Genomic DNA, 24284 nt, shown 5'->3' with positions numbered 1-24284 from the left:
GCCTCACCGCGGGACCGCCCCGGGCCGCCGCGGGAGGCGCCGCCGGGGTGAGGCCCGGCTTCGTCGCCCAGCTGCCATTGCGCCAGCGCCCTGGCTGACAGGCGTGTGTACCGGGCAAGGGAGGCGACCGAAGTGAGCCCAGAGTAGGCCAGCAGTGTCGAGGTGTTCGCCCCGTCCTCGGCGGCGTGGGTGAGCGCCGAGTGGCGAAGCTGGTGCAGCGTCGCTCCGTCGGTCGCGGTGTTGAAGATGTCGGCGGCGCGCCGGTAGGTCAGCCGGGTGCCACGGTCGGTGCGGAACACCGGCCCCGCCTCGCGGCCCATCAGCAGCTGTGGCAGCAGCCGGGCGGTCCCGGCCCGCCAGATGATCACGGCCACGGCGTTGCGTCGGCGATGCACCGGCGCGCACCGGTGCCGCAGATCCAGATCCTCGACGTCGAGGGCCAGGACCTCCGAAGCCCTGGCGGCGGTCTCGTACAACATCCACCACAGCACCCGTTCGCGCAGGTCGATGCCCTCTCGGGTGACGAGTTCCGCGACCGCCGCGCGGGACAGCGTCCGGGTCTGCGCGGGGGCTCGACCGCGGCGGCGCACCTCGGCAGTCGGCTCGGTGACGATCCAGCCCTGGTCACGCCAGTAACCGGCCGCCGAACGCAGCGTGTCGAGGTTGCGGTTGAACGTCGCCGGTGCACGCTGCCCCCACCGGCCCGTGAACCAGACCGCCAGCGCACTCGCCGCACCCGGTTCATCAAGTACCGCAAGCGGCGCCCCGGGACCGAGATAGTCGCGTAGCTGCCGTAACGTCAGCGCATAGACCCGCCGGGTACCCACATTCCCGGAATGATCAAGAGTACCCAGGAAGAGGGCTATACCCTCCCCCACCGTCAGCGCCCGGACAATGCCCACGACTCCTCCTCGGAAAACAATGCAGACACCTTCGCCGAACTCTCCTCAGGGCGACTTGAACTCGGTTCTCGGTACACCTCGGAGATTTCCACCGACGGGTACCGATCCCAGCCGTGGAACGCGCGAAAACCGCTCTCAGTCCGCACCGGATAATTCCATCGAGCCGGGCGCGGCAAAAATTCCGATTCCGCCCGCTCCCCCGTTTCCTCGGGGTGTCCCTCGGCGTGTCCTTCATGGAGTCCGTACCGCTCGTGGAGCAGGCGCAGCGGCCGCGGGGCCCACCAGTTGTAGTCGCCCGCCAGTGCCATGAACGCCGGGACCAGGATCGCGCGCACGACGGTCACATCGAGAATGACGGCGACCGCGAGACCCACCCCGACCATCCTGATGATGCTGATCCCCGAGGTCGCCACGCCGATCATGACGACGATCAGGGCGAGTGCCGCACACGTGATCAACGGGCCGGTGGAGCCCAGACCACGTGCGACCGACCGGGTGTTGTTCCCGGTGCGCAGATACTCCTCCCGGATCCGGGAGAGCAGGAAGATCTCGTAGTCCATGCTCAGCCCGAACGCGATGCAGAACATCAGAACCGGGCTGGTCAGCTCCGTCGTTCCCGAGATCTGCAGGCCTTCGGTCAGCACCCCGACGTGCCCCTCCTGGAAGACCAGGACGAGAACACCGAGCACGGCCGCCAGATTGAGTGCGTTGAGGACCAGTGCCTTGATCGGAAGAACGACACTGCCGGTAAAAAGGAACAACAGGACGAAGGTCACCAGCACCACCATGCCGACGGCACGGGGCAGGCTGCGAACCACCTTGTCCCGCGTTTCCAGCAGGTGGGGAGCGATTCCACCGGCGTAGACCGGAAAAGGGGACGGCACCGCGCGTATCCGCCCGATCATCTCCCTCGTCTCGGCGGAGACGGCGTCCGGGTGATCGGGCCACAGAGAAAGCCACGTCCCACCGTGCACCCCGATGAACGAACCACCGTCCGCCGGTGCCGGCATCACCTGATGCCCGCCGGCGAAGCTTCCGGCCGCCGTGTCGACCCGGGCCACTCCCGGCACCGCCGACACCGCGACGGCATAGCCACTGAGCTGGGCCGCGGCAATCGGATCGCGGGCGTCCACCCCGGGCACGACGAGCGGGATCTGGCACGGCAGACAGATGGCGAAGTCATCTCGCATGGCGTCGTTGACGATGTGCGACTCGGACGTCGCCGGCAGGACGGTGTCATCGGCGAGCGCCACTGTCAGATCCCGCAGCGGTGCCGCCAGGATCAGCATCACCGCGACGGCCGCGCCGCCGAACAGCAGGGGACGTGTCATCACCATCCGCGCGATACCGGCCCAGACCGCCCCGGGCTCGCGCCGCGCCCGGCGACCGGCCCGCCCTCGGCGATCCCGCCTGCCGAGGGTGCCCGCCATGCTGCCCGAGTGGCGGGCCGGATGTTCCACCCCGGCCCACCTCTGTCGGCGGGCGTCGATCCGATCCCCCAGGACCATGATCGCGGCGGGGAGGAGGAGCAGCGCGGCGACCTCCGAGGTGATCACCACGGCGACGCCCGCGAACGCGTAGGAACGCAGGTACGGCAGCGGGAACAGCAGTGCTCCCGTCAGGGACAGCGCGACGGTCACCCCGGAGAACAGGACGGTGCGTCCGGCGGTCTGCAGGCTGACCCGCAGGGAGTCGGCCCGAGTGCGCCCGTTGCGCTGCTCCTCCCAGAACCGACGCAGGATGAACAGGCTGTAGTCGACGGCGAGAGCGAAGCCGAGCGCGGTGGTGAGGTTGAGCGAGAACACCGAGATCGGTGTCATCTCGGCCAGCACACGCAACAGCGCGATGCTCGCGATGACCGCGCTGCCGCCCACCAGCACCGGCAGCAGTGCCGCGGTCACACCGCCGAAGGCGTAGAGGAGGACGGCGAAGACGAGCGGCGCGGTAACGAGCTCCGCCCGTTCGAGATCCTCCCGGCCGCGTTCGGTGACGTCGCGCATCGTCGCGGGTGCGCCACCGAAGGTCACCTGAACGCCGGGGCCTCGGTGCGCGTACTTCTCGTACAGCTGGTCGAGCCTTTTCTGGACCTCGTCCTCGGTGCCGGTGAGCCGGAACAGGATCAGGGCGGACCGACCGTCCCGTGACCGGAACAGTTCGCTGCGACCGGCCTGGCCCCAGTAGGAGACGACCGCGGTGACACCGGCTTCCCCGGAGAGCTGGGTGGTGAGGTCCCGGCCCAGCCGGGCCGGGGTGGGGCCGTCGATGCCTCCGGCCGCCGTGAGGAGGACAGCCACGTTCGGCGGGGCGCCGGGAAACTCGGAGTCAAGCAGCGCCTCGGCCCGGGCCGCGGGGTCTTCGGGCGCGTAGAACCCACCCACGGCCAGGTGCCCGAAGATGCCCGCGGCCCACGGCGCCGCCAGTACCAGCAGCAGGCCGGCGATCGTGAGCACTCGCCAGGGACGGGTCGTGGCGGCACCTGCCAGCAGGGCGAACAAGCCACCGCGCTGTGTCCGCGGCTCGTCAGACCGGGTTTCCAGCCGGGAACCGTACTCATCCGCGCCGGGCCACCGCGGTGCGCCCACCGCCATACACACCCCTTCCACCGACTATCCGTTCAGTACACTTCTGATATCAGTCGACTGATATCTCTGACATTTCATCGGATGGATTACCCGACCTCCGCCGGAGTTCGTTCCCTCCGCAAACAACGCATCCACGCAGGCACGCCCATCCATCCAGAGGGATTCAGATGACCGCGAAGGAGATTCGTAGTCTCGGGAAGTCCAGCCCGTTTTAATACCCTCTTTCTGGGGTACTTAGCGAAGCCCTAAAACACGTAGGTTCGGGCCCCGAACGCCCTGCTTCCAGACAAAAAGGTTCACGGATTGGCGGGAGGCGAACCACTCCACCCCGCAGACCAGTGCGACACAGCACAGATCAGGTCACTTATTAGCGACGCCAGGTGCGGATTGTTATGCTTTGACCGTTTCTAGATGTTGATCAATCTCGGTCCGAACACCGTCCGGAACCAGGAATGAGCGAATCCGGCGGCTCCGCACGGTCACTTGTCCCGGTTGTCGGGGCCCTGCGCCACCCGATCGACCAGCCGCCCGATCGACCGAGGAGCAGGTACAAGGTGACCGTCAGGACAGGTAACGAGAGAACCGGCGACGATGGTCGAGACACCCGGAGTGCCCGGCGCGACCAGTTCCTGACCCAGGTCGTCACCAGGCTGCGGGCCCGGACCGGCGTGGACCTGGTGGCAGGCGGCCACGTCGAGCCGCATACCCGGAACATCAGCATCCGCTGCGTCGACGGCATCCGAGGCTGCAGGCTCCCCGCTGCGACGATCCCGCCGAACGAGGGGGTCAGTGGGCGGGTCGTGGCGCTTGGCCGGTACACCCTGGTCGAAAGCGGCAGATGGGTGATGCCGGCTCTCGCCGATGACGTGGACCTCACGGCCTGCGGAGGCATGCGCTCGGTGCTGGCCGTTCCCCTGCGGTTCGACGGCCGTGTGCTGTTCGTGTTCTACCTGGCCCGGCGATCCGGTCAGATCGGGGCCGCGACCACCAGAACAGCGCTGTCGATCATAAGCCGCCTGGCGGCTCTGATCGCCCAGTCCACGCAGACAGACCGGCTCGGTGGGCTGCTCCGTCTGAAGATGGAGATCCAGGCTCTGTGGGAGATCGGCGTCCACCTGGAGGAACTCGCCAAGCAGGCCAGCACCCCGCTGGCCCGGGAGCGGATTGCCATCATTCAGCAGCTGCTCGAAGACAGCCTGTTCGAAACGGTGACGGCGGACCAGACCGCGTTCAGCCTTACCCGACGGGAGGTCGAAGTGCTCGACCTGGTGGCGCAGGGCCTTTCCAATGCCGAGATCGCCACCCGGCTGGTCGTCAGCCCGGAAACCGTCAAGGCCTACCTGCGGAGCATCCGTAACAAGCTGGGCGTACGGAATCGGACAGCGGCGGTGGATGTCGGCCGGAGATCAGGGCTGCTGGGCTGACCGCACGGCCAGTCCGAGCGGAGCCCACCGGCGGTCCGAGCGGAGCCGGCTGCGGCCCCGCGCCGAGTCAGACAAAGAGCCCGGGAGCGGGCTGGCCGGGCCCCGCCGGCGTGCCCGCGCCACACCGTCACGCGGAGCGGCACGCGCTTGCACTCTCCCATGGCGAGTGCTAAACAGGACCTGGCACTCTCCCCACGGGAGTGCCAAAGGCTGAAACGACGAGGCTTCCTGGTCGTCCTCCCGTTCAGGCGGGGAGCCGGGTCGGGCCGTCCGTCGCGGGCGTCGTTGTGGCCAGGCCATCGAACTGCCATCCCCCTGGGAGGACCCAGACACCATGCCGAAGATCATTGCCTTCGACGAGGAGGCACGGCGCGGCCTGGAGCGCGGCATGAACCAGCTGGCCGACGCTGTCAAGGTCACGCTCGGCCCCAAGGGTCGCAACGTTGTCCTGGAGAAGAAGTGGGGCGTCCCCACGATCACCAACGACGGCGTCAGCATCGCCAAGGAGATCGAGCTCGAGGACCCGTACGAGAAGATCGGCGCGGAACTCGTCAAGGAAGTAGCGAAGAAGACCAACGACGTCGCGGGTGACGGCACCACCACCGCGACGATCCTGGCCCAGGCACTCGTCCGCGAGGGCCTGCGCAACGTCGCCGCCGGCGCGAACCCGATGGGCCTGAAGAAAGGCATCGAGGCCGCCGTCGAGCGCGTCTCCGAGGAGCTCATCAGCGTCGCCAAGGACGTTGAGACCAAGGAGCAGATCGCCTCCACCGCCTCCATCTCCGCCGGTGACCCGGCCATCGGCAGCATGATCGCCGAGGCGATGGACAAGGTCGGCAAGGAAGGCGTCATCACCGTCGAGGAGAGCAACACCTTCGGCCTCGAGCTTGAGCTCACCGAGGGCATGCGCTTCGACAAGGGCTACATCTCGCCGTACTTCGTCACGGACACCGACCGCATGGAAGCTGTCCTCGACGACCCGTACATCCTCATCGCCAACAGCAAGATCTCGGCGGTCAAGGACCTCCTCCCGATCCTGGAGAAGGTCATGCAGGCCGGCAAGCCGCTGGCGATCATCTCCGAGGACGTCGAGGGCGAGGCGCTGGCCACCCTGGTCGTCAACAAGATCCGCGGCACCTTCAAGAGCACCGCGGTGAAGGCCCCCGGCTTCGGTGACCGCCGCAAGGCCATGCTGACCGACATCGCCGTGCTGACCGGCGGCCAGGTCATCTCCGAGGACGTCGGCCTCAAGCTCGAGGGCACCACCGTCGACCTGCTGGGCCGCGCCCGCAAGGTCGTCATCACCAAGGACGAGACCACCATCGTCGAGGGTGCTGGCGACGCGGACCAGATCGCGGGCCGGGTCAACCAGATCCGCAACGAGATCGAGAAGTCCGACTCGGACTACGACCGCGAGAAGCTGCAGGAGCGGCTGGCGAAGCTCGCCGGCGGCGTCGCGGTCATCAAGGTCGGCGCGGCCACCGAGGTCGAGCTCAAGGAGAAGAAGCACCGCATCGAGGACGCCGTCTCGAACGCGAAGGCCGCGGTCGAGGAGGGCATCGTCGCCGGCGGTGGCGTCGCTCTCCTGCAGGCGTCCACCAGCGCCTTCGAGAAGCTCGAGCTCACCGGTGACGAGGCGACCGGGGCGAACATCGTCCGGCTCGCGCTCGAGGCGCCCATCAAGCAGATCGCGTTCAACAGCGGTCTCGAGGGCGGCGTCGTGGTCGAGAAGGTGCGCAACCTCCCGACCGGCCACGGCCTGAACGCGGCCACCGGCGACTACGTCGACATGGTCGCCACCGGCATCATCGACCCGGCGAAGGTCACCCGCTCGGCGCTGCAGAACGCCGCGTCGATCGCCGGCCTCTTCCTCACCACCGAGGCCGTCATCGCCGACAAGCCGGAGAAGAACGCGGCCCCGGCCATGCCGGGCGGCGGCGGCGAGATGGACTTCTGAGTCCAGTTCCCGCGCTCTGACGAGCAGAGGGGGCGGTTCCGGCTTCGGCCGGGCCGCCCCTTTCGCATTCCTTTGAACGGCCTGTCATCAAGTTACCGAACGGTAGTAAGATTGGCGTCCGCGGGTCGCGACCGTAAGACTTCGACAGTGGACGGAGCAACAGGCACGATGAAAAGCGTGGTACAAGCTCCCGCTCCGCTACGAGCCCATCGCCCAGGTCTCGTGCTGCCGTCGCCGCCGGTCACCGTCGCCGACCTCGACAAGATCGTCCACGATGCCGCGCGGGTCGAGATCCTGGACGGGCTCCTGGTCGCACGGCCGTGGCCGACGCCGCTGCGCGCACGGGTGACGGACCGGCTCAGGACCCTGCTCACCGACACGGCGACCTCCGGCGCGCAGGTGTTCACCAGCGTCCAGGTGGAGCTGTCCCCGCGGTGCCTGCTGGTGCCGGACATCGCCGTCGTCGCGGTCGGCGACCCCGCGCGGCGGCGGATCGCCGAGACACCTTTCGCGGTGGTCGAGATCGCCGACGCGAGCACCCGCCGCTACGACCGAACCCTGAAGCTCGACCTCTACCGCGAGTTCCGGATCCCGGTGTGCTGGCTGGTCGACCCCGACTCGGCGACCATCGAGGCCTTCGAGCTGGTCGGGGCCGACTACGTCCCGGCCGGTGTCGTGCGCGGTGACGACAGGCTGGTCGCCACCCGGCCGTTCCCGGTCACGGTCACACCGGCAGCGCTCATCGACCCGCCGGAAGACTGAGCCGGCGGTCAGCTGAGCCCGCCGGAGAGCTGAGCCCGCCGGAGAGCTGACCCGGCGGGCGGCGCAGACGGGTCCGGCCCTCAGGCGATGTCGTCCGCGTCGACGATCGTGTAGGCGTAGCCCTGCTCGGCCAGGAAGCGCTGGCGGTGCGCCGCGTACTCCTGGTCGAGGGTGTCCCGCGAGACCACGGTGTAGAAGTGCGCCGACCGGCCGTCCGACTTCGGGCGGAGCACCCGGCCGAGCCGCTGGGCCTCCTCCTGCCGAGAGCCGAAGGTGCCGCTGACCTGGATCGCCACCCCGGCCTCGGGAAGGTCGATCGACACGTTGGCCACCTTGGAGACCACAAGGGTCGTGATCTCACCGCTGCGGAACGCGTCGAAGAGCCGCTCCCGCTCCTTGTTTCGGGTGGAGCCCTGGATGACCGGTGCGTCGAGCAGGCGCCCGAGCTCGTCCAGCTGGTCCAGGTAGGCGCCGATGATCAGAACCCGGTCATCCGCGTGCCGTTCGGCGAGCCGGCGCACCACCGCGCTCTTGCTGTGCGCGGTGGAGCACATCCGGTACCGCTCCTCCGGCTCGGCGACCGCGTAGGTCATCCGCTCGTCGTCGGTGAGCGTGACCCGGACCTCCGTGCACTCCGCGGGCGCGATCCAGCCCTGGGCCTCGATCTCGCGCCACGGAGCGTCGTAGCGCTTCGGGCCGATCAGGGAGAACACGTCGCCCTCCCGGCCGTCCTCACGGATGAGGGTCGCGGTGAGCCCAAGCCTGCGGCGCGACTGGATGTCGGCCGTCATCCGGAACACCGGCGCGGGCAGCAGGTGGACCTCGTCGTACACGATGAGACCCCAGTCGCGTGCCCCGAACAGCTCCAGGTGCAGGTACTCGCCCTTCCGGCGGGCCGTCATCACCTGATAGGTGGCGATGGTGACCGGCCGGATCTCCTTGCGCTCACCGGAGTACTCGCCGATCTCGTCCTCGGTCAGGGACGTCCGACGCAGCAGCTCGTTACGCCACTGCCGGCCCGCGACGGTGTTGGTGACCAGGATCAGCGTGGTCGCGCCGACCTGGGCCATCGCGGCGGCCCCGACGACCGTCTTGCCGGCACCGCTGGGCAGCACCACGACGCCCGAGCCGCCCTCCCAGAAGCCGGCGACCGCGCCCTTCTGGTATTCGCGCAGCTCCCAGCCGTCCTGGCGCAGCTCGATGGGGTGCTTCTCTCCGTCGACATACCCGGCGAGGTCCTCGGCGGGCCAGCCGACCTTCAGCAGGGCCTGCTTGAGCCGGCCACGCTCGGACGGATGGACCACGACCGTGTCGTCGTCGATGCGCGCGCCGAGCATGGGCGCGACCCGCTTCGCCCTGGTGACCTCGGTCAGGACAGCGCGGTCCAACGCCCGCAGCACCAAGCCGTGCACCGGGTCCTTCTCCAGCCGGAGCCGGCCGTAGCGGTCCATCGTGTCGGCGATGTCGACGAGCACCGCGTTGGGGACGGCATAGCGCGAGTAGCGGACGAGGGCGTCCACCACCTGCTCCGCGTCATGGCCGGCCGCACGGGCGTTCCACAGCGCGAGCGGCGTGACCCGGTAGGTGTGCACGTGCTCGGGGGAACGCTCCAGCTCGGCGAAGGGCGCGATCGACGCACGGGCCCGCCCGGCGAGCGGGTGATCGACCTCCAGGAGCAGGGTCTTGTCCGACTGGACGATCAGGGGCCCATCCGGCAAGCCCGCCACCGCCTTCCGCTGTTGTCACATCCACCGCACTCGACGGTACAACCAGCGGCAACCAACACCCATGCCCTGCCCGTCCGCCCGCCGCGCGGCGCCGACGCCGACGCCGACTCCGACGCCAGCTCCGGTCCGGTCCGGGTCCGGTCCAGTCCGCTCAGGCCGGCTCGTCGTCGTCGGCATCGGCATCGGCGACCGGCGGAACAACCCAGTCGCCGGTCTCCGGCGCCGGTGGCCTCGGCGGTCCTTCGAACGAGCCGTCGAGGTCCGCGACCCGGGTGATCCGATGCAGTGCGAAGCGGCGGGGGGCGGCGCTGCGTTCGTCCCAGGCGGTCAGCCAGCCGCCGTCGAGCGACGACGGACGGACGATCCGGTCGCTGGGCGTTCCCTGCTGGTCGACGTACCCGAGCAGGACACGCCGACCATCGCGCACCGCACCCTGCAGCGTCACCAGGATGAGCGGAGCGGAGCGGACCGACGCGAGCTCCTCACCGGCCAGTTCCCGCGCCGCCTGAGCGGCCCGCGCGCTCTCGTCACCGCGCCGCACCAGCCGGACGACGTCCCGCAGCTGGTTGACCCGGTTCCCGGTCGGCCCGGCGGTGGCGACCCGGATGCGGGCCGGCGTCCGGTGGATTTCGGGGCGGGGCAGCACGATCCGCCCGTCCGGCCCCTCGGCGACCGGGGCGAAACCAGCCGCGCGCAGCCCGTCCAGCAGCTCGGCCACCGGCAGGGCGGAGATGACGATCGTCGGTGCCACCCGGCGCATCGCCAGTGCCTGGGTGTGGCGCGACGCGACCACCTCGGTGAGCAGCGCCGTGTCGTCGCAGCGCAGGTAGGACGCCGCCGGCCCGGAACGCAGCCGCCCGTGCCGGCGGGCCGTGTCGTCGATGAGGTAGGTCAGCGTCTGCGGGACACCGCCGCGGGCGAGCTGGCCGAGCAGGAAATGCAGGTCCTCCGCGGAGCTTCCGGCGTCCAGCGCCCGGCGCAGCGAGCTCTCGGTGAAGCGGTAGACGGTCGCCGCGCCCGCCGACTCGATGTCGGCCATCCTGGCCAGCTCGGCCGCCACCCGGGGGACCAGCGGGCCGGGTGCGACGGCGGTCAGGTCCGCCTGGATGAGCAGCTCCTCCACCGGCTCCGGCAGCAGCGGGGCCATCGCGTCCGCGAGCAGGTGGCTGAGGTCGTCCTGGATGGCGTCGCGGGTCGCGACCAGCCGCCCGAGCGTGCTCGGCGCACCGCGCCCGGTGAACCCGAACAGCTCCGCCTCGACGAGCGTCCCGTCGACCACGCCGTCGAACAGCGCGCCGGTCCGGCGGGGCGAATGCCAGCCGAGCCGAGCGCGAACCGCCTCGGGGGTCGGCGCGATCCCGTCCGGTGCCGCGAGAACGGCGCGCAGCACCTCGGCGCGCAGCTCGGCGACACCGGGGCGGCGGGTGTCGAACGACATCGCCGCGTACTGGCGACCACGGTCGTCACGCCCGCCCACCAGCCAGGACGCCGACGGCGAACGCAGCCAGCCGTCGGCCAGGATCGCCCAGCGCATCGCGACCGGCTCGGTGCACCACCGGTCGTAGGTGTTCGTCGGTACGAACTGGACGTCGGTTCCGGGCGTCGCGTCCACCAGGCCGGCGGCTGCCGCGGTCTCGATGACGACCGCCGCGTGCGACTCCGGGAGATCCATCAGCCTCGCGCTGTTGCGCAGGTCGCGGACGCTGAGACCACCCGAGCGCAGCGGCGTCACCGGTGTGCTTCCCCAGGCCGTCAGCAGGGTCGTCACGGCACGCACCAGGGCGTCCGCGGCGAGCGCCGCGGACGGGTCGACGGAGTCCGCGCTCACGGCCCGGCCGCCCACCTCGGGCGGCGCCGGATGGAGCTCCCCCGCCGGCCGGTCCCCACGCAGCAGCAGGCCGACCTCCCTGGGAAGCTCGACGGTGCCGGGCTCGACACCGACGATCAGCCCGCGGGCCAGCAACTCCTCGACCGGGGTGCGGGCGGCGCCGACGTCGAGCAGCCGCTCGGCATCGTTCGTGGCACCGAGCGCGGGGCCGCCCGCCAGCCGTTCGGCGACGTGGCGGGCCCGCGGGGAGCACTGGTCGAGCAGCGCGGACACCCGAGCGGGATCAGCCAGGACCGCGGAGATCATTTCGATCAGGGCGTCTCGCCTGCTCTGTTCCACGGACTGCCCCAGGTTCCGGCCGTTCGCACCGGCCGAAACCGCCTCGGGCAGGCCGACCGCGCCGGCGAGCCGCGCGAGCTGCGGCAGCCGATAGGCGGCCAGGCACCTGCGCGCCGGGTGGCCCAGCCCGAGCGGTCGCCCGCCGAGCAGGTCCACGGCCACCCCGACCAGCCGGATCGCCTCGTCCGGGCCCCACACGACAGCGCGCTCCCGCAGACTGTCGATCGTCTCCCGCAGGTCGAGGCCGCCGCAGAACTCGGTCAGAGCACGGAAGGACACCGGGCTGGGCAGCACCGTCAGCGCCTCGACGACCTCGAGCGTGAACGTGTCCATCCGTTCCAGCGCACGGCTCACGCTGCCACGGATCTCCAGCCGAGCAGCCAGAATGTCGAAGTCCGGCGGCGGGGGCGTGGCAAGATCCGGCCGAAGCCTGAACAGCCAGACCAGGGCCTCGTCCGGCAGCTCGCGTAGCCAGGCGGCCAGCGCTCCGGGCGGGCCCGAAACCCGGCCTGTCGACGGGGACACCCTGATGACGGTAACCGCAGGCGCTACTGGAGGGTCCCAGCTGGTCAACGAAGCTCTTTGACCTGGTCCACCACGACGGAGAGATGGTTGTCCCGAGCCCAGTCGGCCAGCCTGGAGGGAACACCCTGGTCCCCGGGCTGAGCCAGCGCCCGGCCGATCGAGACACCGACCACGAGCACCACGCAGACCAGCACGGCCTTGAAAACGGTCAGCGCCCGCCGGGGTCGGGCCCGAGCCGCGGGACGAGGCCGGTCCACGGGACGATCACGGTCCATGGGGCGATCACGGTCCATGGGGCGCTGCTGGTCCACGACGGGCCGGCGGGGCCGGGGCCGTTCCGGCTGGCCCGGGTACGGCCATCCCGGAGGCGGCTCATCGGCCACACGATCGTGGTAGCCGGTGGTGCTGACACTTTCCAGCCCGGCCGCTCGGGGTGGCCCCTGGGAAAGCCCGGCGGGGCCGGGCCGCGGAGTGGGACCAGGCCGCGGGGTAGGACCAGGTCGCGCAGTGGGACCAGGCCGCGGAGTGGGACCAGGCCGCCCGGCAGGACCCGGCCGCGCAGTGGAGCCGGGACCCGGAGCAGGACCTGGACGCGGAGTAGGACCTGGTCTCGGAGCAGGACCTGGACGCGGAGTAGGACCGGGCCGTGCGGCGGAACCCGGCCGCACGGTGGGCTCGTCCTCGTCCTGGCCTGGGTGGTAGGCGCCCGGCGCCGGTTCGGTGACCAGCTCGGCCGGATCGAAGCTCGCCCGCCCCGGGCGTGCGCCGCCCGGGGGCTCCCGGACCGGAGCGGTCCGGAGGTTGCCGAAGCTGACCAGGCGCGATCCGGCCTGGCGCGGGCGCCCCACATCCATCGGCTGGCCGGCCCCATCGCCAGGACCGCCGGCGGTGTCGCCGCGCCCGGAGAACGTGTCCTGGCCCTGAGAGACCACGCCCGTCCCCTTCCGGTCAGGGGCGCCGCCCTCCTGCAGCCGCATCTCCGGCTACACACCATGACCAACGAGGCACCATGACCAGCTGGACGTCATGGTCAACGAGGCATCATGACCAACGAGGGCACACCCGACCAAAGGGTAGCCTGCCGTCAGCGGTCGCGGATCCGGCAGGCACGTTCGAGGACGAGCCCACCAGCCAGGAGAACGGCCGTGGCCGCCAGGCCGAGCCCCGCGGCGAGAGCGTCCCCGCCGGCCGTTCCGAAGTCGCCCGTGCGCGGGGCGGTGTAGGCGAGCAGGGCGGTCCAGCCTCCGATCAGCGCCGCGGCGACGACCGAGGTCGCCTTGGCCAGGGCGGCGAGCCGGGCGACGGTCAGCGGCAGGATCGGGCGGGTCCCCGGGCGCCCGGCGAGGCGCCGTTTCGTCAGCGACGCGGTCTGCAGCTCGATCAGCCCGACCAGCAGGACGGACAGCGACGTCGTCGGCGGGATCTGCGGCAGCGACTGGTAGCGCCACCACAACAGCAGGTAGACCGCCGCGCCGACGACGACCGCGACCGAGAGGAGGTCCCACACCCGGGTCGGCCTCACCGCTCCGGTCCCGGCAGGTCGTGAGGTGTGAGCAGGCCGTGGGATGTCCGTCGGGGCGCGACGGCGCCGGGAACCGCGCTCAGCGCCGCCACGAGATCGGCCACCCGGCCGTGCCCGACCAGGGTGGCGCCAGGGTCGACGTCCAGCCAGGGAACGCAGACGAACAGGCGGTCCTGCGCACGCGGGTGCGGCAGCAGGATGTCGGGGTCGTCGCTGCGGAGGTCGCCGCAGGCGATGATGTCCACGTCGAGGGTCCGCGGCCCCCAGCGGACGGTACGTTCCCGGGCCGCGGCCTGTTCGGCGGCCCGCGCCGCCGCGAGCAGCTCCCCGGGCGATGCGGCCGCGACCAGCACGACCGCGTTGAGGTAGTCGTCCTGCTCGGGGCCGCCGACCGGGTCGGTCTCGTACACGGGTGACACCGCGAGAACACCGAGCCTGGCATCGAGCTCCCGCACCGCGCCGCGCAGGAAGCCGAGCCGGTCACCGATGTTGGAACCGATCGCCACCACAGCGTGCCCGTGTGTGTGCTCCTGGGTGTGCCCGCCCTCCTGGACGTGCAGCTCCTGGTCGCGCAGCTCCTGGTCGTGCCGGGAGCGCGCGACGGTCACGGCGACGTCCGCGAAGGGAACCGAGATCGGTGCCGCGGGCTTGTGCACGGTGACCTCGGCCGCGCTGACCAGCGGCTGGGCCAGGCAGGCCCGCACCAGCCGGTGCGCCAGGGTCTCCAGCAGGTCGACCGGCTCACCCGCGACGATTCCGGCCAGCGCCTCGGCCAGCTCGCCGTAGTGCACGGTCAGCGAGAGGTCGTCGGTCGCCGCCGCCGGCCCGGTGTCCAGCCAGAGGGTGGCGTCGATGACGAAGAACTGCCCGAGCTCGCGTTCCGCGGTGAGCACCCCGTGGCGGCCGTGCACCCGCAGACCGGCCAGCGTGATCCGGTCGTGGTGGGCGCCGCCGCCGGAGCGGTCGCGTCCCGGCGGCCCGCCGGCTGGCTGACCCGTCATCGTGACCCCCACAGTCCTCGTTGAAGACGGAAAAGGCTCAATGGAACGGCGCCGCCGGTCGGCTGACACTCGCTGCCGCCGCGGCGGCAGCGGCGCCACGCCATGCCCGTTCCACCCGAATGCCGTCCACCGCGGGCCGGACCGCGTGCACCCGCACCGCCCAGACCCCCGCGGCGGCCAGCAGAACGGTCGTGGCCTGGGTTGCGTCGTCACGTTCCACCGGCGGGCGCACCGGTTTACCCGGCTCGTGCAGCACCGCGCCGAGGAAGGTCTTGCGGGAGGTGCCGACCAGCAGGGGCCGGCCGAGGGCGGCCAGCGGTCCGAGATCCGCCAGCAGTGCCCAGTTGTGGGCCGCGGTCTTGGCGAACCCGATGCCGGGATCGATGATCACCTTGTCCTCGGCGATGCCGGCGGCCAGTACGACCTCCAGCCGGGCGGCGAGCTCGCTCACCACGTCGGTGACGACATCGTCGTAGACGGCGAGCTCGCCCATCTGCGCGCTGGACCCGCGCGAGTGCATGAGGACGTAGTGCACGCCCCGGTCCGCGACGATGCTCAGCAGTTCGGCGTTCATCCCGCAGGAGACGTCGTTCACCAGCACCGCGCCGGAGTCCACGGCGGCGGCCGCCACCGACGCCCGGCTCGTGTCGATGCTCACCGGAACACCGGCGGCCGCCAGCGTGGCGACCACTGGAAGCACCCGCCGCAGCTCCTCGCTGGCGACCACCCGGGGCGCGCCCGGACGGGTCGACTCGCCGCCGACGTCCACGAGATCGGCGCCCTGCTCGACCATGAGCTGGCCGGCACGCACCGCGTCGATGGGATCCGGGTAGGCCCCACCGTCCGAGAAGGAGTCGGGGGTGACGTTGACGATGCCCATCACCCGGGTCGGCCCGCCAGCGGCGAACAGGTCCGTGAGTGACTCGCTCATGCTTCGCCACCCAAGCCAGCACCCGAGCCAGCACCTGACCCAGCACCTGATCCAGCGCCGGAGCCGACGGCTGATCCGACGCCGTGCCCGGCCGCGGCCGGTACGGGCAGCCGCCGGTAGCTGTACTCGTAGACCGGGCGGAAGCCGCGCCGGGTGTAGAGCCCCCGGGCATCGGCGCTGTCCCGCTCCACCTGCAGGTACGCCTGGTCGGCCCCACCCTCGCGAGCCCAGCGTGCGAGCTCCGCGAGCACTCGCCCCGCGACTCCGAGGCCCCGCGCGACGGGCAGCGTCGCCATGCTGTAGATGCCCAGCCAGCCGCGGTCGAGCACGCCGCGCCCGACGCCGACCGGGTTGCCGTCAAGGAGCAGCGTGAGGTAGCGCTGCGGCAGCTTCATCGCCGTCAGCACGGCGAGTGAGCCGGTGAGCTGCGCGGCGAAGGTCGTGAGCACCTGGCCGGCCACCCCGATCCATCTCGCGTCGGGAAGATCGGCACAGGTGATCTCGAGACGGGCACCCGCCGGATCGGGCCTGGTCACAAGCAGGCCGGTGAGCGGTGCGACGCAGACATCGGTGGGCCCGGCGTCGTCGTAGCCGGCGTCGTCGAGCGCGTCCAGCAGGCCGGCGGGGCGAGCGACCGGGGTTACCTGGAACGTGGCCGGCAGGCCCGCGGCCTCGTAGAAGGAGCGGACCACACGAAGACCATCCGCGAGGTCGGGAACATCGCCGCGGGCCCACACCGAGTTCCCCCGGCGCGACGAACCGGCGGACTCGCGCAGAACCCAGCCCGCGAAGTTCCGTTCCCGCAGCGGCGGCCACGCCCGATGCGCGAGACCCTCGAGCTCACGGGCCAGCTCGACGTCACTCGTTGGCAGCACACGCCGTGGGGCCACCAGCGCGTCGCCGCCAGCGAGACTCGCCGAATCAGCGACCACGGGGCCCCCGGAGGCACCGCGCGGACAGTTCGACGACCACGGGACTGAGGCTACCGACCCGGCTCCCCCGATCGCCGGCAACGGCGCCACATGTGCAGCTCGCCTCGCCCGGCCGCCAGACCGGGGCCGGGCCCGCCGCGGCGGCATCCCTGGACGACCCACATCCATCCAACCCATCCACCCTCGAATCGGGAGTTTTACCACCCGCAGACCGGCGATATAGAGACCAACGACCTGGTCAAACGTTACATATGCCGCAGAGGGCGAACGACTCGGAGCGGGCAGGGGATCACCGGGAGATCACCCGAAAACTCCATTCCAACACCATTGACACAACCCCCGACAGGCCACGTTGCTGTGACACAAGCCCGTCACTGTCGGACACCTGCGACCCGTAGCATCGAGCCGTGCACGCGACACTCGCACCCGCCGTCCGGCGATGGCGTCCGCACGGGCGTCAGCAACGGCACGGGGAGCGGCCGCCGGCAACAGCGCGGCGACGCGAGCAGGCGATCAACGTGGTCTACCCGGTGGCTGTCCATCGGTGAGCCGGCGGGCAGCCGTTTCTGTCACCTAGCTTGACGGAGCAAGGTCACGAAGGCGCCTCGTGGCACACAGGAAGGACAAGGTCATGCCGCAGTCGGACGGACCCCCGCCGCCGGCAGCGCCGGCACACGACGAGATCTTCATTCCCCCGGCCCGAACTCCCCCCGACGACAGGCCCGAGGACTACCCGGCCCAGCCCCCCGGCCGCCAGGCCCCCGAGGATCTCGCCGCCGGCCCCCCGGCGGGTGACGGCACCAACCCGGACCGCAGACAGCTTCACCTGGGCGCGGGCGCGGCCATCGTGAGCGCGCTGCTGACCCAGAGCCCGATCATGGAGGTGGCGGACGTGCTCGCGGCCAGCCCCGTACAGCTTGCCCTCGAGCGCGCGAACGACGCCCTGGGCGAGCTCATGGACACCCACGAGGTCGTACCGCCCGCCCACGTTCGGGCCCGGACAGCCCGGCTGCGGCGCGGCCTGGAACGCCTCGGCCGGCGCTCGATGGCGACGGAGGACTCCCACCAGCTGCTCGTGCTCGCCGGCCGGGTCGCGGTGCTGGGCGCCGACGCCGCCTTCAAACAGGGCGACGTCGCCTCCGCCCGTGCCCTCGCCAGCGAGGGCTACCTGGCCGGTGTCGAGGCCGGAGACGGCCCGCTGTGCGGCTCCTCCCGTGAGGTCGGTGCCGTGAACGAGTTCTACGGGGGGCGCCCGAACGAGGCGCTGCGCCTGGCCCGGGACGGCCTGCGCCACGTCGGGCCCGGGCCGGTGCGGGCCCGCCTGGTCTGCCAGGAGGCGCGTGCGCTCGCGGCCATGGGCGACCTGCGCGGCGCCGCGGCCAGTCTGGAGCAGGCCTACGACCTCGCGGACACGATCCCGGCGGAGCGCTGGGGCCGCCCAGGGCCCAGCTTCGACACCTTCCACCCGGTGGAGGTCTCCTACAACGCCACGACGGCGCTCTGCCTGCTCGGGCGGCCGCGCGCGGCCCAGGAACACGCCGATATCGCGCTGCCCAGCCTGGACAGCATGGACGCTCCCGGCTTCCGCTCGGTCATCCGGTTCGACCTGGCGCTGGCACTGGCCCGCCAGGGCAGGCTGGAGCTCGACGGCGTCTGCGAGCTCGCGACCGAGGCGATCCGGATCTCCTGGGGTCGCACGGTCGCCTCAGTCTCCAGCCGGGCGGATCAGCTGCTGGCGGCCACCGCCCCACACGGCGAGGTGCGCCAGGTACGGGAGCTGGCCGCTCTGATCCGGGACTGGCAGCGCTCGGCGGCCAGGCAACGGCCGGAGCCCGGTGTGGTCCCGGCAGCCCCCACACCGGACGTCTGACCCATCACGGACATCTGACGCCACCACGCCCGCGGCACCGATGCAGCGTCCGGAGCGGTCCGATGGTCGCTTCACCGCGGCGCGCTCCCGGCAGGCGCTGCACCGCGTCTGCGCCAGCGTCGGGATCGATGACCGTGACGCCGAACCGATCAAGCTGACCGTCAACGCGGTCTACCGGCTGCCGCACGCGGCGGCGATCGTGCGGATCGCCACCTCCAGCGCGATGCATCACCGGGTCGAGAAGGTCGTCCAGGTCGCGCATTGGCTGGCCGACCACGGGATGCCCGCCGTGCGGCTGCTGCCCGGCGTGCCCGCACCGGTCCGGGTGGACGACTACGTGGCCACGATCTGGTGCGACGTCGGCGCGGGCGACGCCGATCCGCGCGACGCCAATCCGGTCGATGCCGGTCGGGGCGACGCCAATCCGGGTGCGGTGCGCTCCGCCCACGCGCTGGCCACGATCCTGCGCCGCCTGCACGCGCTGGAGCCGCCCGAGCCGCCGCTGCCGTCCTGGGATCCGCTGGACGACGTCCGCCGGCGCCTGGACGACGCGGAGGGCCTCGCACCCCGGGACCGGACGTTCCTCGAAGGCCTTTTCAGCCGGGTGGAGGAGGCGCTCGGTGCCGTCAGGTACGAGTTACCGCGGTCCGTCATCCACGGAGACGCACACCTGGGCAATCTGATCCGCTCGGCCTCCGGAGAGATCGTGATCTGCGACTTCGACGCGACCTGCCACGGGCCGGCCGAGTGGGACCTGGTGCCGGTGGCGCTGGGCCCGCTGCGGTTCGGGCGCCCGCCCGCCGCCTCGGCGGAGCTCGCCCGCGCCTACGGCTTCGACGTGACCGCCTGGGACGGATTCCCGGCGCTGCGGGCGGTGCGGGAGCTGAAGCTCGTCACGAGCGTGGTCCCGATGCTCGCCAGCCGCCCGAGCGCCGCGGCCCAGTTCGCGGTCCGGCTCGACAGCCTGCGCTCGGGCGCCGATCACGCGGTATGGGCTCTCTACCGCTGAGTCTCGTCCCTCGCGGACCCGTGCCCACGGCTCCCTGACCGCATGGGCTCGGATGATCACCCATGCTCGGGCTCGAAGGGCTGAGGATGTTCGTCGTCCTGGAACACGGAGCACGATCCCGAGCCTCGGACAGCCGCCGCTACTGCCCCTGCCACCGCCACCGCCACCGCCACCGCCACCGCCACCGCCACCGAGCAAAAAGTGAAGATTCTGGCTGTTGCAGCAACCCCGATCCTCACTTCTTGCCGATTACCAAGTGACATTTTGCCCAGTTTGTCCCGATTGATGCGGACCGGGGGATCATGGTCCCTGGGACGGCCGTGGTCGTCAGATCTTCGAGGTGCGACTTTCCGGTCGCTGTCCACTGCCGCCCGCGCACCGTGAGAGGGAAAAGGTTCACTGATCTCCGGCGGCATCGATCTCGGCGCCGGTGGCAGCATCAGCCGTATGGACCCCGAAAGTCTGCGGAACCTGCTGAAGGCCGTCTCCACCGGACAGGTCGACCCCGAGGCCGCGGCGGCCGAGCTGGCCGCCGGCCCGCTGGGTGCCGACGGCTCGGGCTTCCGCGATCTCGGCTACGCCCGCGTCGACACCCACCGGGGGATCCGCACCGGTGATCCTGAAGTGGTCTTCGGGGCCGGCAAGACCGCGGCGGAGACCGTCGGCATCGTCGAGGCGCTGCGCCGCGCCTCGGGCGTCACCCGGCCCACACTGGTGACCCGCGCGGATCACGTCACGGTCGCGGCCCTACGCGAACGCTGGCCGGATGCCCAGGTCAGCTCCGGTGCCGAGCCGCTGACCACGAACCAGCTCGCGGGCAGCCCGCTCACGGGTGATCGACGTCCGGCGACGGTGGTCGTCGGTCCGTTGCCCGAGCCTCGTGGACTGGTCGTGGTGGTCGCCGCCGGCACCTCGGACGCCCCCGTCGCCGAGGAGACCGCGATGACCGCCGCCGCCGCGGGAGCCGGCGTCGAGATGGTGCGCGATGTCGGGGTGGCCGGGCTGCACCGCGTACTGGCCGCGCGCCCGGCACTGGAGCGCGCCGACTGCCTGGTCGTGGTGGCGGGGATGGAAGGCGCACTGCCCAGCGTCATCGGCGGCCTGGTCGGCACTCCGCTGGTCGCGGTACCGACCAGCGTGGGGTACGGGGCGAGCTTCGGTGGGCTCTCCGCCCTGCTCGGCATGCTCACCTCGTGCGCGCCGGGAATTGTCGTCTGCAACATCGACAATGGCTTCGGCGCGGGCCTCTTCGCCGCCCGGGTCGCCCGCCTGGCGCGCAGCGAGTCCACCCACCGTTGACGCGGCATGGTCCGGCGGCCACGGACCGTGCCGTGTCAGGGCGTGGAGAGTCGTGTCATCCTGGATGAGCGTCCGTTGTTGACCGCCCGAACGGAGGATCAAGGCTGGACAGTGTGCCGAGTCAGGCGCAACCGTGTGATTTCGTCACAGGGCGGCCGTACATCTCAGGCAGGATCATGAGCAGGCGACCATGAACAGGACCGACGACATCGGTGGCGGGGGCCACCCGTCGCCTTCCGGTGGCATGTCCGTGGAGGTGACCGGGGCGTACGACATCCGCATGCCTGACCGGCCCAGGAACGACCGCGATGCGATCGACGTGGGCGGCGTGCAGGTCGGCGGGGTGGACGTCGGCGGGATCGACGTCGGTGGCGTGCATGGTGCCGGCGTGCATGGTGCCGGCGTGCATGGTGCCGGCGTGCATGGTGCCGGCGTGCATGGTGCCGGCGTGCATGGTGGCGGCCTCGGTGTCGGGTCAACCCCGGTAACGGCCGCGGGCAGTGGCCTCGGGGGCATCGAGGTAGGCGGAATCGAGGTTGGTGGCCCGGACCGTCCGAGAGAACCGGGCTGGTCGCAACCGCCCGTTTGGTCGCAGCCCCCGGCCTGGTCGCAGGCCGCGGACTCGCCGCAACCAACCGCCCTGGCCGGGCCGGCCGCTCTGCCGAACCCGAACGCAGCCCAGCCGAACCCGACCGCCGGCCATCTCAGCCCGACTTCCGCCCTTCCGGGGCCGACCGCCGCCCTGCCGGGGCCGCCGCAGCCGCTCTACTCGCCGCCACCACCGCCACCCGCGCGGCCGGGAGTGGACACCTGGCCGTCGCTGCGGCCCGGATACGACGACACGGCCTACGACGACACGGCGATCCCGCCTGCTCCGCCGGCAAAACCGGCCCGCCTGATCGACGGAGTGCCGACGCGGACGTTCGATCCGCTTCTCGATCACGGCCTGCCGCCGGCAGCCACGGGCGAGTACCGGCCGTCCACTCTCTATCCCGCGCCGCCTCCGCCGCTGTCGCCCCCTCCATCGCTGTCCCCGCCGCCACTGTCGCCCCCTCCACCGCTGTCGCCACCCGGCTACGCGGCGCCGCCGCCACCTCCACCACCGCTTCCGCCCCCGCCCCCTCCGCTCCCGCCGCCGGGCTATGCCGCCCCACCGCCGCCACCCGGGTCCACCGGGGCCTCGACCGCGCCGAGAACCGATCCCTACCGCTCCGGGCGGGTGGCGTCCTGGCTGCGCGAGCCCCCGCCGGCGGAGCCGGCCGGCTTGACGGAGCCGCCCGATCACCAGGCGGATCAACCTGGCTACGCGACCTCGACGGGGCGGGCCGGTTACTCGACAGAGCCACACGACTACCCCATCGTCGCCGCGGGCCGGCATCCCCGCAGCGATCTGCCTCACGACGAGCCGCGGGCACGGGAGCAGGACTGGGACCAGCCTTCGCCACGTTTCGAGCCGTATGACGAGCCGTATGACGAGCCCTATGGCGATCATCCGGCCGACCCCTACGGCGGGCTGCCCGCGGACGCGCTGCTGCCCGCCGGGCCGGACACGGCGTCCCGTGGGTGGCGCCGGCTGCTCTACCAGGTGTCCGCGGGCACGCTCAATCCAGGCCCGTCCCCCGAGGAGGCTCGCTACCGGCGGCTGATCGGCCGGGTCCGCACGCCCCTGGATGACTGTCACCGCATCGCGGTGCTGTCCCTCAAGGGCGGCGTCGGCAAGACCACAACCACGGCCGCGGTCGGATCCACGCTGGCGAGCCTGCGCGGCGACCGGGTTGTGGCGATCGACGCGAACCCCGACCGCGGAACTCTGGGGACGCGCCTGTCGCGAACGACCCGCCACACCGTCCGCGACCTGCTCACGGACGCCGATCGACTACACCGTTACGTGGATGTCCGTCGGTATCTGTCGCAGTCCGAGTCGCGGCTGGAGGTGCTGGCCTCGGCCAGCGACCCGGAGATCTCCGACGCGTTCTCCGACGAGGACTACCGGGCGATCGACGATCTGCTCCAGCGGCACTACTCGATCCTGCTCACCGACTGCGGCACCGGCATGGTGCACAGCGCGATGCGCCCGGTCCTGGAGCTCGCCGACACCCTGGTGATCGTCAGCAACGCGAGCGCGGACGGTGGCGCCAGTGCCAGCGGCACCCTCGACTGGCTGGACGCGCATGGATACCACGCCCACGTGAGCGAGGCCATCACCGTGATCACCATGTTTCCGCAGGCCGGTGAGGCGGTGGACGTCGACGCGCTCGAGGAGCACTTCGCGGCGCGGACCCGCCAGGTGGTCCGGGTGCCGTTCGACCCGCATCTCGCCGCCGGTGGTCCCATCGTCCTCGACCTCCTCCGGCGGGAGACCCGCCGGTCCTACGAGGAGATCGCGGGAGCGGTGGCCGAACGCTTCCACTGACGCGCCCGCCCGACCGTCCCGACCATCCCGACCATCCCGATCGTGTCGGCCGTCCCGACCATCTCGGTCACTTCGCGAGCGCGGCCACCACAGCGGCCACTCCGGGACGACGCAGCTGACGCGCCACGGTGGAACGGCCCTCGACGATTCGGCCGAACAGGCCGAAGGTGCCGGGCACGCCGACCATCATCGCGTGCATCAACGCGGGACGCCGGGCGAAGGCAGCCAGCACCGAACGGCCGGCGGTGATCTCGGGGCCGAAGACGTCCCCGATCCGGGCCGGATAGCGCTCGAGCGCGCCCAGGTCGCCGGCGGCGCCCGCGGCGGCGCTGGTACCGGCGAGCCGACCGGAGCGGAGTGCGAAGGAGATGCCCTCCCGCGTCCACGGATCGAGCAGGCCGGCGGCGTCGCCGGCGACGATCACCCGGCCGCGCCGGAGCGGGGAGCTCTCGGACCGCACTCGGGTGAGGTGGCCGGAGTCGTGCAACCTGGGCGCGTCGGTGAGGCCGAGCCGGTCGACGAACGCCTGGTAGTAGCTGCGCAGCGCCGAGCCTTCGTCCCGGCTGCCGATGACGCCGACCGTGAGCACCCGGCCTTTGGGGAAGACCCAGCCGTACGACCCCGGTACCGGCCCCCAGTCGAGCAGCATGCGCCCGGACCATTCGGCGGCCACGGCGGCGGACACCTCGAACTCGCCTTCGAGACCGACATCCACCTGGTCGCAGGTGACGCCGACGAAGGTGCCGGCCCGGCCGGAGGTGCCGTCCGCCCCGACGACGACCCGCCCGTGGATCGCCGGGCCGGAGCGGACCTGCACCGTCACCGCGGGGCTCCCCGGCCCGGTGTCGTCCTCGCGCAGGCCGGTGACGTGCGTGCCGGTGCGGACCTCGACACCGGCCGACTTCGCCGCGTCCAGCAGCGCCGCGTCCAGTTCGGAACGCATCACCATCGACAGCAGCGGCTGGCCGTCACGGCGGCGCCGGGTGACGGTGCGGTGTCCGTCCAGGGTCATGGTGAGCGCGTCCACCCGCGCGCGGACCAGCGGGGCGAGGTCGATCCGAGCATGGTCCATCGACAGGCCGACGAGCCCACCACCGCACGTCTTGTAACGCGGGACGTCCATGCGTTCGAGCAGGCAGACGCGGGCGCCCGCCTCGGCGGCCGCCCGCGCGGCGCTCGTGCCCGCCGGTCCGGCACCCAGCACGACCACGTCGAAGAGGCCGCTCGGCGGTTCCCCACCGAGCGGTTCCGAGAACGCCAC

General features: G+C 71.5%; 16 protein-coding genes and 1 pseudogene. 7 read left to right on the top strand and 10 right to left on the bottom strand.

The genetic code is table 11. The features are described from left to right. Window positions 1-107: 107 nt before the first annotated feature. Together AWX74_RS41410 and AWX74_RS21130 are read right to left on the bottom strand one after the other, a co-directional pair. A pseudogene (locus tag AWX74_RS41410) lies at window positions 108-590 on the bottom strand (tyrosine-type recombinase/integrase); the annotation flags it as partial. A 290-nt stretch (window positions 591-880) separates the two neighbouring features. Beyond that, a complete protein-coding gene (locus tag AWX74_RS21130) occupies window positions 881-3490 on the bottom strand; it encodes an MMPL family transporter (protein WP_091279660.1) in 2610 nt (869 codons plus the stop codon). 548 nt (window positions 3491-4038) lie between these two features. Here AWX74_RS21130 and AWX74_RS21125 point away from each other — a divergent pair. From AWX74_RS21125 to AWX74_RS21115, 3 genes are all read left to right on the top strand, one after another. Continuing rightward, window positions 4039-4908, top strand: coding sequence for a LuxR C-terminal-related transcriptional regulator (locus AWX74_RS21125; protein ID WP_242666341.1), 870 nt, complete (start codon window positions 4039-4041; stop codon window positions 4906-4908). A gap of 334 nt (window positions 4909-5242) precedes the next feature. After that, window positions 5243-6865: a chaperonin GroEL gene (gene groL / locus AWX74_RS21120; protein WP_091279652.1), complete on the top strand. Its 1623-nt coding sequence runs from the start codon at window positions 5243-5245 to the stop codon at window positions 6863-6865. Between the two features lie 168 nt (window positions 6866-7033). Continuing rightward, on the top strand, window positions 7034-7627 hold the full coding sequence (locus tag AWX74_RS21115; RefSeq protein ID WP_054568930.1) for a Uma2 family endonuclease: 594 nt from the start codon (window positions 7034-7036) through the stop codon (window positions 7625-7627). Window positions 7628-7707: 80 nt separating this feature from the next. Here AWX74_RS21115 and AWX74_RS21110 read toward each other — a convergent pair whose 3' ends face one another. The 7 genes from AWX74_RS21110 to AWX74_RS21075 form a co-directional block, all read right to left on the bottom strand. Further along, on the bottom strand, window positions 7708-9345 hold the full coding sequence (locus tag AWX74_RS21110) for a DNA repair helicase XPB (protein ID WP_091279863.1): 1638 nt from the start codon (window positions 9343-9345) through the stop codon (window positions 7708-7710). Between the two features lie 160 nt (window positions 9346-9505). Continuing rightward, entirely contained in the window at window positions 9506-12046 is a 2541-nt protein-coding gene (locus tag AWX74_RS21105; protein WP_091279649.1) for a helicase C-terminal domain-containing protein, read from the bottom strand. A 44-nt stretch (window positions 12047-12090) separates the two neighbouring features. Then, on the bottom strand, window positions 12091-12339 hold the full coding sequence (locus AWX74_RS21100; protein ID WP_193209788.1) for a hypothetical protein: 249 nt from the start codon (window positions 12337-12339) through the stop codon (window positions 12091-12093). Between the two features lie 791 nt (window positions 12340-13130). Then, entirely contained in the window at window positions 13131-13568 is a 438-nt protein-coding gene (locus AWX74_RS21090; protein WP_035953157.1) for a DUF3180 domain-containing protein, read from the bottom strand. After that, on the bottom strand, window positions 13565-14569 hold the full coding sequence (folK, locus tag AWX74_RS21085; protein WP_091279861.1) for a 2-amino-4-hydroxy-6-hydroxymethyldihydropteridine diphosphokinase: 1005 nt from the start codon (window positions 14567-14569) through the stop codon (window positions 13565-13567). The genes AWX74_RS21090 and folK overlap by 4 nt, the downstream gene beginning before the upstream one ends. 37 nt (window positions 14570-14606) lie before the next feature. Then, a complete protein-coding gene (gene folP, locus AWX74_RS21080; protein WP_091279640.1) occupies window positions 14607-15500 on the bottom strand; it encodes a dihydropteroate synthase in 894 nt (297 codons plus the stop codon). Further along, window positions 15497-16432 (bottom strand): GNAT family N-acetyltransferase, encoded by a 936-nt coding sequence (locus AWX74_RS21075; protein ID WP_091279637.1) that lies wholly within the window; start codon window positions 16430-16432, stop codon window positions 15497-15499. Before AWX74_RS21075 ends, folP begins: the two co-directional genes overlap by 4 nt. A gap of 631 nt (window positions 16433-17063) precedes the next feature. Here AWX74_RS21075 and AWX74_RS21070 point away from each other — a divergent pair. The 4 genes from AWX74_RS21070 to AWX74_RS42085 all read left to right on the top strand — a co-directional run bounded on the left by AWX74_RS21070 (window position 17064) and on the right by AWX74_RS42085 (window position 23023). Continuing rightward, on the top strand, window positions 17064-18302 hold the full coding sequence (locus AWX74_RS21070) for an NsdA family TPR-like regulatory protein (protein ID WP_054568923.1): 1239 nt from the start codon (window positions 17064-17066) through the stop codon (window positions 18300-18302). Between the two features lie 40 nt (window positions 18303-18342). After that, a complete protein-coding gene (locus tag AWX74_RS21065; RefSeq protein ID WP_091279635.1) occupies window positions 18343-19311 on the top strand; it encodes an aminoglycoside phosphotransferase family protein in 969 nt (322 codons plus the stop codon). Window positions 19312-19758: 447 nt separating this feature from the next. Further along, on the top strand, window positions 19759-20610 hold the full coding sequence (larB, locus tag AWX74_RS21060; RefSeq protein WP_091279631.1) for a nickel pincer cofactor biosynthesis protein LarB: 852 nt from the start codon (window positions 19759-19761) through the stop codon (window positions 20608-20610). A 190-nt stretch (window positions 20611-20800) separates the two neighbouring features. Further along, a complete protein-coding gene (locus AWX74_RS42085; protein WP_091279627.1) occupies window positions 20801-23023 on the top strand; it encodes a MinD/ParA family ATP-binding protein in 2223 nt (740 codons plus the stop codon). A 67-nt stretch (window positions 23024-23090) separates the two neighbouring features. Here AWX74_RS42085 and AWX74_RS21050 read toward each other — a convergent pair whose 3' ends face one another. Then, window positions 23091-24284, bottom strand: a complete 1194-nt coding sequence (locus AWX74_RS21050) for a geranylgeranyl reductase family protein (protein WP_091279623.1) — start codon at window positions 24282-24284, stop codon at window positions 23091-23093.

This window comes from Parafrankia irregularis (genome assembly GCF_001536285.1).
Lineage (GTDB): Bacteria > Actinomycetota > Actinomycetes > Frankiales > Frankiaceae > Parafrankia > Parafrankia irregularis.
Note: the sequence above shows the minus strand (reverse complement) of the source record. Positions and strands in the feature narration are given on the sequence as shown.